The 8,341-nt window shown below is 70.2% G+C and carries 8 protein-coding genes, 1 tRNA gene and 1 pseudogene; 3 read left to right on the forward strand and 7 right to left on the reverse strand.

Going from position 1 to position 8,341, the window contains the following annotated elements; translation table 11 throughout:
* The 5 genes and pseudogenes from mfd to I0Q12_RS33060 all read right to left on the reverse strand — a co-directional run.
* A partial coding sequence (gene mfd, locus I0Q12_RS17075) for a transcription-repair coupling factor (protein ID WP_197253028.1) occupies positions 1-2,796 on the reverse strand: 2,796 nt, incomplete at its 3' end.
* Between the two features lie 64 nt (positions 2,797-2,860).
* Entirely contained in the window at positions 2,861-3,424 is a 564-nt protein-coding gene (locus I0Q12_RS17080; protein ID WP_197253029.1) for a PIN domain-containing protein, read from the reverse strand.
* An 18-nt stretch (positions 3,425-3,442) separates the two neighbouring features.
* Positions 3,443-3,772 (reverse strand): helix-turn-helix domain-containing protein, encoded by a 330-nt coding sequence (locus I0Q12_RS17085; protein ID WP_197253030.1) that lies wholly within the window; start codon positions 3,770-3,772, stop codon positions 3,443-3,445.
* A gap of 49 nt (positions 3,773-3,821) precedes the next feature.
* Positions 3,822-5,072, reverse strand: coding sequence for a Tat pathway signal protein (locus tag I0Q12_RS17090; protein WP_197253031.1), 1,251 nt, complete (start codon positions 5,070-5,072; stop codon positions 3,822-3,824).
* Positions 5,069-5,865: pseudogene (locus I0Q12_RS33060) on the reverse strand (lipase family protein). The gene I0Q12_RS17090 and the pseudogene I0Q12_RS33060 overlap by 4 nt, the downstream one beginning before the upstream one ends.
* Here I0Q12_RS33060 and I0Q12_RS33070 point away from each other — a divergent pair.
* A complete protein-coding gene (locus I0Q12_RS33070; RefSeq protein WP_231610878.1) occupies positions 5,789-5,977 on the forward strand; it encodes a hypothetical protein in 189 nt (62 codons plus the stop codon). The pseudogene I0Q12_RS33060 and the gene I0Q12_RS33070 overlap by 77 nt on opposite strands.
* Positions 5,978-6,084: 107 nt before the next feature.
* On the forward strand, positions 6,085-6,432 hold the full coding sequence (locus I0Q12_RS33075; protein ID WP_231610879.1) for a hypothetical protein: 348 nt from the start codon (positions 6,085-6,087) through the stop codon (positions 6,430-6,432).
* Positions 6,433-6,542: 110 nt separating this feature from the next.
* Here the strand turns inward: I0Q12_RS33075 and I0Q12_RS17100 are convergent, their stop codons facing one another.
* Positions 6,543-7,178: a ScbR family autoregulator-binding transcription factor gene (locus I0Q12_RS17100; protein ID WP_197253032.1), complete on the reverse strand. Its 636-nt coding sequence runs from the start codon at positions 7,176-7,178 to the stop codon at positions 6,543-6,545.
* Between the two features lie 171 nt (positions 7,179-7,349).
* Positions 7,350-7,943 carry a TetR/AcrR family transcriptional regulator gene (locus I0Q12_RS17105; RefSeq protein WP_197253033.1) on the reverse strand — a complete coding sequence of 198 codons (594 nt, stop codon included), beginning with the start codon at positions 7,941-7,943 and terminating at the stop codon, positions 7,350-7,352.
* Between the two features lie 218 nt (positions 7,944-8,161).
* Between I0Q12_RS17105 and I0Q12_RS17110 the strand changes: the two genes are divergently transcribed.
* Positions 8,162-8,233, forward strand: a tRNA-Gln gene (locus I0Q12_RS17110).
* Positions 8,234-8,341: the final 108 nt, after the last annotated feature.

The raw sequence follows: 8,341 nt of genomic DNA on the forward strand, positions 1-8,341 counted from the left end.
GAGCGTATTGGCGTTGGAGATGTCCAGGCCGGTCTCGACGATCGTGGTGCACACCAGCACGTCGAATTCGCGTTCCCAGAAGCCCTGCACGGTCTTCTCGAGGGTGTCCTCGTTCATCTGGCCGTGCGCGACGACCACCCGGGCCTCGGGGACGAGGTCACGAATCTTCTTGGCGGCCTTGTCGATCGAGCTGACCCGGTTGTGGACGTAGAACACCTGGCCGTCGCGCAGCAGCTCGCGACGGATCGCGGCGGCGACCTGCTTGTCCGAGTACGCGCCCACGTAGGTGAGGATCGGGTGCCGCTCCTCGGGCGGGGTGAGGATCGTCGACATCTCGCGGATGCCGGCCATGCTCATCTCCAGGGTGCGCGGGATCGGGGTCGCCGACATGGTCAGTACGTCGACGTGCGTGCGCAGCGCCTTGATGTGTTCCTTGTGTTCGACACCGAAGCGCTGTTCCTCGTCGACGATCACCAGACCGAGGTCCTTCCAACGGATTCCGGTCTGCAGCAGCCGGTGGGTGCCGACCACGATGTCGACCTCGCCGTCGGCCATGCCCGCGACGATCTCGCGGGACTCGGCCGGATCGGTGAATCGGCTCAGGCCCTTGACGGTGACGGGGAACGCGGCCATCCGCTCGGTGAAGGTCTGCAGGTGCTGCTGTGCGAGCAGGGTCGTGGGCACCAGGACCGCGACCTGCTTGCCGTCCTGCACGGCCTTGAACGCGGCGCGCACCGCGATCTCGGTCTTGCCGTAGCCGACGTCGCCGATGACGACGCGGTCCATCGGCACCGGCTTCTCCATGTCGGCCTTCACCTCGGAGATGACGGTGAGCTGGTCCTGGGTTTCGGTGAAGGGGAACGCGTCCTCCATCTCCTTCTGCCACGGGGTGTCCGGGCCGAAGGCGTGACCGGGCGACGCCTGCCGCGCCGCGTACAGGCGCACCAACTCCCCCGCGATCTCGCGAACGGCCTTGCGCGCCTTGCGTTTCGTGTTGGCCCAGTCGGAGCCGCCGAGCTTGCTGATCGCGGGCAGTTCACCGCCGACGTACCGGGAGAGCTGATCGAGCGACTCCATCGGCACGAACAACCGGTCGCCGGGCTGGCCACGCTTGCTCGCCGCGTACTCGATGACGAGGTACTCGCGGCGCGCACCGCCCACGGTCCGTTCGACCATCTCGACGAACCGGCCGATGCCGTGCTGGTCGTGCACCACGTAGTCGCCGGCGGTCAACGCCAGCGGATCGACCTGGTTGCGCCGCTTGACGGGCGTCTTGCGGCCTTCGGCGGTGGTGACCCGGTTGCCGGTCAGGTCCGCCTCGGTGACGACGACGAGCCCCGGCACCTGGTTGTCGCCGTTACCGGCCAGCACGAGGCCCTCGTGGAGCGCGCCCTTGATCACGCCGACCTGGCCGCGGACCGGTTCGGCGCCCGGCTCGAGCTTCGCGGCGGGAACCTCGTTGTCCTTCAACCGTTCGAGCACACGCAGGCCGGTACCGGTACCGGCGACCACGATCACCGCGCGGCCACCGGTGGTGACGTGCGCGCGCAGGTTCACGAACAGCATCGACAGCAGTTCCTCGGAACCGCGCACCTCCGGCGCGGGCTGCACCTCGAGAACCACCTCGGTGTCGGCGCCGGAGGCGAGCGGGCTCAGCGTCCACCACGGCACGCCCTGCGCTTCGGCGGCCTCCCGGACCTGCCGCAGCGTCCGGTACGCCGAGGCCGCGAGATCCATCTTCCGGCCGTCGGCGCCGGTCAGGTTCGCGGTGTCCAGCGGCGCGGCACCGCCGATCGACGCGGCCGTCCACGATGCCTCGAGGAACTCCTGGCCGGTGCGCACGAGGTCGGTGGCGCGGGTGCGGACCTTCTCCGGGTCGCACAGCAGGACGTGGGTGCCGGCGGGCAGCACCTCGGTGAGCAGCTGCAGCTCACCGGACTGCAGCACGGGCAGCAGCGCCTCCATGCCCTCGACCGGAACACCGCCGGCCATCTTGTCGAGCATCTCGACGAGCGCCGCGTCGGCCGGGTTGTCCTTCGCGAGCTGCGCCGCGCGTTCCTTGACCTCCTCGGTGAGCAGCAACTCGCGGCAGGGCGGCGCGATGAGCGTGGCGACCTCGACGTCGGGGATCGAGCGCTGGTCGGCGACGGAGAACGGACGGAGCTCGGTGACCTCGTCGCCCCAGAACTCGACGCGCACCGGATGGTCGGCGGTCGGCGGGAACACGTCCAGGATGCCGCCGCGCACCGCGAACTCGCCGCGCTTGCCGACCATGTCGACGCGCGTGTAGGCCAGTTCGACGAGGCGTTCGACGAGTTCGTCGAAGTCGTGTTCGGAACCGACCCGCAGGGTGATCGGATCGATCTCGCCGAGACCCGGCGCCATCGGCTGCACCAGCGACCGCACGGTCGCGACGATGACGCGCAGTTCGGGGCCGTAGTCGCGGTCGTCGGGCCGGGCGAGGCGGCGCAGCACCTGCAGCCGCCGGCCGACGGTGTCCGCGCTCGGCGACAGCCGTTCGTGCGGCAGCGTCTCCCACGACGGGAACTGCGCGACGGCGGCGCCGAGGATTTCGGTGAGTTCGGCGGTCAGGTCGTCGGCTTCGCGACCGGTGGCGGTGACCACCAGCAGCGGCGCTTTGTCCGCGAGCGCGGCGGCGACGAAGGGCCGGGCCGCGGGCGGGGCGACCAGGGCCTGCTCGGCGGTGCCGGCGAGCGCGGCGACCCGCTGCAATTGGTCGTCGGCCAGCGCGATCCGCGCCAGTCCGGACAGAGGGGTGGCGGGCACAGCAGACACGTGACAGTCGCTCCTGGGTGTACGACGAGAACTTTTCGATTCTATGCGTCGCGGGCAGGGTGCCTCAGTCCGCGGACGCGAGCAGGTCGGCGCTGCTGTCCCCCAGCGCACGGCGCGCCCAGGTCACCAGGCGCGAGAGCAGTGCGTCGTCGGTCTCGTCGGCGCCGGGGAGCCAGCGTCTGCGCACCATCCGCAGCAGCGTGGCCCGCGCGCGGCCGGGGTCGGCGTCGACGACGAACGTGACGAACGCGTCGGGGGTCCAGGGTTCGATTCCGGAGCGTTCGAGCGCGGCGGCGATCGCCGGGTCGGTGGTGACGACGGCGTCGGCGTGAGCGATCAGCGCGACCGCCGTCAGGTGGGTGTCGCGCGGGTCGACGACGTACGGCACCTCCCGCAGCACCGTCGTCGGCCACGTGACGCGGGCGTCCGGGAACGCCCGGTCCAGTTCGGCGAACAGATAGTCGCGGGCCGGTCGCGGCAGTTCCGCCGGCAGCCGGCGGTCCACTTCGGCGATGACACCGTCGCTCCAATACGGTTGGTACAGACCGTCTTCCGCGAACGCGAGCGCCACGTCCCGCATTCGCGCATCGGCGAGCACCGATGCACCGAGCACCACCCGTACGGGCATCTTCCCCCTGCTTTCCGATCAGAATTCGTCGTACAGGCCGTCGCGGCGGGCCAGGTCGGCGAGGTTGTCGAGGACCTGGGTGCGGATCGTCGCGCGACGCTGCGCCAGTGCGACGACGTCGGCGCGGTCCACCCGCCGGTGCAGGCCGTGGAACTCGGCGGGCAGCGCCCCGCTGTCGACGAGGCGCGCCACCTCGGCGCGGGAGGCACCGAGCACGTCCGCCGCCTGGGTGACGGTCAGCAGCGGCGGCACGGCCGTGATCGTGACCGCTGCGTCCGCACCGAGGTCGTCGAGGACGCGGGCGAGTGCGGCGGGGGCATGCTCGGCGTCGAACGGTCCGAAGGTCACGGCGGCGATGCTGTCAGGCCGCGCCGCCGATTGCAACGAGCGGGCACGTTCAGTAGTACTGCACCTGCGTCGTGCGGGCCGCCGACCGCAGGATGGGCACCAGCCGATTCAGGGCCCGCTGTTCCAGGAACTGCTGATCCATCGGCTTGCTCAGGGCGACCGCGAGTTCGGCCGGCCGATCCTGGGCGAGCGACCGGTACTTCGGCAGCATGTGGGTGGTGATGTACTCCCAGCGGGCGTCGCGGTCCGACCAGTTGAACGCGGGCAGCGGTGTCTGCAGGCGCCACTGCGGGCCGACGGCGGGATCGCCCGCGGTCAGCGTCAGCGGGAACGCCTCCCGGGGCGGTAGCACGCCCGGGATCGCGGGGTCGGCGCCGAACGTCGACAGGTAGGTCAGCGCCCGGCCGACGGGACCGCGGGCCTCGCGGGTGGCGTCCCACTGGTCGGCGATCGACTGGTACTGCTCGCGGTGCAGCAGTTCGGCGTTGCCGCGCACCACCAGCTCCGGGTCCCCGGTCGCGAGATCGCGCCAGGCCCGGACGGCGCGGTCGTCGATGATGCCCGCCCGGCGGAACTCGTCGATCGCGTAGAGACCACCGGCCAGGTATGCCTCGTGCTGCGGCAGCAGGTCGGTGAAGATGTGCTTGCTCATCGCGATGACCCGGACCTGGAAGTCCGCGATGTCCTCGGGGGTGATGGTGTGCCCGACGGCGAGTACCGCCCGCAGGTCCTCGGGCAGCTCCGCCGCCGCGGGGGCGGCGGCGTCGTCGAGCGTGCGGGTGACCTGGGCGAGGGCGTCGCGCAGCTCCCGGACGCCGATGACCACCCCGACCAGGTCGACGTCCATGACGCCGGCACCGAAGGACGGTCCGGCCAGGCCCCCCTGTCCGGTCCACAGGAAGTCGGGATGCTCGCGCTGCAGCTTCTGGTAGTAGGCGAAGGTGTTCTTCAGATTCTGCTCGTTGGCCGTCAACCCGAGCTGCGGGTCCCACCGATTCAGGTCGATCCCGGCGTTGCGGGCCGCCACGGCGAGCCAGTACTGGTGCAGCAGGGCCGCGTAGCGTTCCGGGTCGGCCCCGGTGGCGCGGGCCCGGTCGAGCAGCGGCCGCAGCACCTCGGGGTCGGCCGACAGATCGGTCGCGACTCCCCCGCCGTGCTCGGAGTCGAGGTTGTTGCGGGGAACGTCGAGGACGGTGTCGAGATCGAGGACAGCGTCGAGATCGGGTGCGGCAGTGGCTGTTCCGGAGGCCCCGACGGCGAGGGTCACGGCGGTCAGGGCGGTGGCGAGCAGACGTTTCATCGGCCGGCCTCCTCGAAGCGCCGATCGAACCAGTCGACGTTCTGCATGCCGAGCAACTCGACGCCCACCCGGACCGGGTCGGTCAGCACGTCGCCGATCCCGCACACCGACGGATCGAATCCGACGTCGGCGCCGTGCGCGCGCCAGAAGTTGCCGAGGTTCTCGACGTCCTCGTAGGGGACGAGGAAGTCGTCGCGGCACGACGTGATGAGCACCGGGGCGGTCGGGATCTCGTTCGGTCGGGTGCCGAGTGCGTTCTCGGCGTAGGCCCGCGCGAACGCCGGGTTGTCGGCGGGCCGCCCGTGCGTGTACAGCGCGGACAACGGCACGAACGGGAACATCAGATACAGCCCCTGGCAGGTGCTGTGGAACAGGTCGGCAGCGGCCCGGCCGAGCGGGGTGAGTTCGGCGTCGAGGTCGATCTCCGGGTACTTCGCAGCGAAGCCGAGCGAGTTGGCGAACACGAATCCCGAACCGATACCGCCGTCCGCGGTGCGTTCGAAGGTCGCGCTGTCGACGACCATGGCCTGGAGCACGGTGCCGACGAGATTGAGTTCCGGCGCGTAGGTGCCGGCCATCTCCGCGGCGAACCCGGCGGCCACCCACCCCCGGCGATCCCGAAGATCCCGACCGGGACGTCCGGCGCGAACCCGGCGTCGTGCAGCGCGATGGCTGCGCGCAGCCCGTCGAGGGTCGCGGGTCCGCTGAACCGGCCGATGGAGAAGCCGTTTGGGGCGGTGTCGCCGTCGTTGGCGGTGTCGCTCATCATCACGGCCCAGCCGCGGCCGAACATCTGCGCGACGGGTCCGAGCGCGGAGAACAGCGACGGATCGGTCTGGTTGCCACCGGTCCACTGGGTGCTCGGCATGCAGTTCGGGCCGAGGCTGTCGTTGGCCTCGGAGTAGCCGATGAGTCTGCGGTCCTGCGGCGGCGTGCCGTCCTCGGGGAGCATGAGGATGCCGGTGGCGACGGTGCGCGAGCCGTCGAAATCGGTGGTGACGTACATCAGCTGATGAGCGGTGACGTGGCCCGGCTGTACCCCGTACACCTGCACCGTCACCGGGCGGTGCCGCAGCAGGGTGCCGGGGACGTCCCCGTCGCCGAGGGCGGGCGGGTCGAACCACGGGTCGGTGGAGGCCGGGCGCGGCGTCCACTGCGACGGATGCGCGATCTGCCCGTCGCGGAAGGTGCTCACCACGAACGGGTTGAAGACGTCGTCGACCTGGACGGGCTCGGCGCCGGCGGTGGTCGCCGTGGTCAGGGCAGCCGTGGTGAGGGTAAGGGCCAGCGCGGCAGCAGCGCCGGTCGCCACGAGTTGTCGCAAGACTCGCATCGATACGTTCCTGTCACTGTGTGGTGAACTGCGCGCTGCCCCCGGCGCAGCGCGCAGTTCACGGCACAGTAACAGTCCGTTACCGACGGATACAGATAACCCGCCGGGGCGTCGTCAGACGCGCAGCCGCGGGCGGCTCAGACGCGCAGGCGTCGCGCGGCGAACTGCCGGAAGTATTCGACCTTCGTCGCCGGAACCAGCGACGGCAGCAGGTTCGTCCACATCAGCTCGATGTGTTCGATCGACCGGTCGCGGCGACCGAGACCGGCGGCGACGGTGCGCGCCCCGACGACCATCTGCAGCACCATCAGACCGGCCGCATCGGGATCGAAATCCGGGGACAGGTCGCCTTCCTCCTGCGCCCGGCGCGCCAGCTGCTGCAACGTGCCGAGCCACATCTCGAACAGGTTGTCGCCGGAGCCGCGATAGTCGCCGATCTCGAGAACGAGCCGGAACATCGCACGGACCACCGGGTCGGAGACCGACAGGTCGACGGACAGGACCGACAGCTCGATCATCGTCTCCAGCGCCGGCGTGCGTTCGTCGATCTTGGCGAGACCGGCCTCCGCCGAGCGGGCGAAACCGGCGTCGATGACGCCGCGGGCGAGCTCCTCCTTGGAGCCGAAGTGGAAGTACAGCGCGCCCTTGGTCACGCCCGATTCGTCGATGATCTCGTTGAGGCTGGCGTTCGCGTATCCCAGCCGCACGAAGACCTCGGCGGCGCCGCGCAGCACCGATTCCCGGGTGGCCTCGGCGCGAACCTGACGTGCCATCTCAGCGCCCCCGGCGAACGGGAACAGGGCGCTCGGCCCGGACGCGCTCGGCACAGGCAATCGACGTGCGGGAAACCACTGTCACCTCAATCCCGTCGCTTCTACGAATCGGCCGGGCAACGGTACCACCGCGGTGTCGTCTACCTCGGTATTCGCGGACTTTCGACTGTATCAATCGGCGCCGAGCGTCGGATCGGCTTCGAGCCGGGTCAGGCCGTTCCAGCACAGGTTCACCAGGTGCGCCGCGACGACCTCCTTCGACGGGCTGCGTTCGTCGAGCCACCAGGTCGCGGTGGTCGCGACCATGCCGACGAGGGCCTGCGCATAGAGCGGCGCAAGGTCCGGATCCAGGCCGCGGCGGGCGAAGTCGCCGGCGAGCAGGGTGCCGACCTGACGCATCGCCTCGTTGAGCAGGCTCGAGTAGGTGCCTTCCTCGGCGGCGACCGGGGAGTCGCGCACCAGGATGCGGAAACCGTCGGTGCGTTCCTCGATGTAGGTGAGCAGCGCGAGCGCGGCCCGTTCGACGCGGACGCGGGACCGGTTCCGCGTCAGGCTCTCGGTGACCATCGACATGAGGATGGTCATCTCGCGGTCCACGACCACGGCGTAGAGCCCTTCCTTCCCGCCGAAGTGTTCGTAGACGACGGGCTTGGACACGGCGGCGCGCTGCGCGATCTCCTCGATGGACGTGCCCTCGTAACCGCGCTCGGCGAACAGGGCCCGGCCGATCTCGATCAACTGCTCGCGGCGTTGCGTACCGGTCATGCGGATACGCGGGGTCCGCTCCGATTGATGTTGCGGTGTTCGCGACACGACGGTTTCCTTTCCGGCGCCACACCTGCTTGCACGCTGGGCCCCGGAGCCGAGCCTAATCTGCGGGCCGTGCGGACCGCCTCGTCTCCGCCCCGCGTTCGACGCCGACCGTATCGGCATGCGAGGATCACACCGCACGCCCCGGGGTTCACTTCGCGGACGTGCGGCGATCCGCCGTGGTGTAATCGGCAGCACCTCTGATTTTGGTTCAGATAGTTCAGGTTCGAGTCCTGGCGGCGGAGCAAGGCGAACGGGGGCCGACCCGGCCCTCACACGCTCGTCCATGACGCATGTCGAACGTCGAGGGAGCTTCATGCAAGTGCAGACCGCAATAGTCGTCCTGGCCGCCG

The sequence above is a fragment of the Rhodococcus sp. CX genome, assembly GCF_015865005.1.
Taxonomy (GTDB): domain Bacteria; phylum Actinomycetota; class Actinomycetes; order Mycobacteriales; family Mycobacteriaceae; genus Rhodococcus.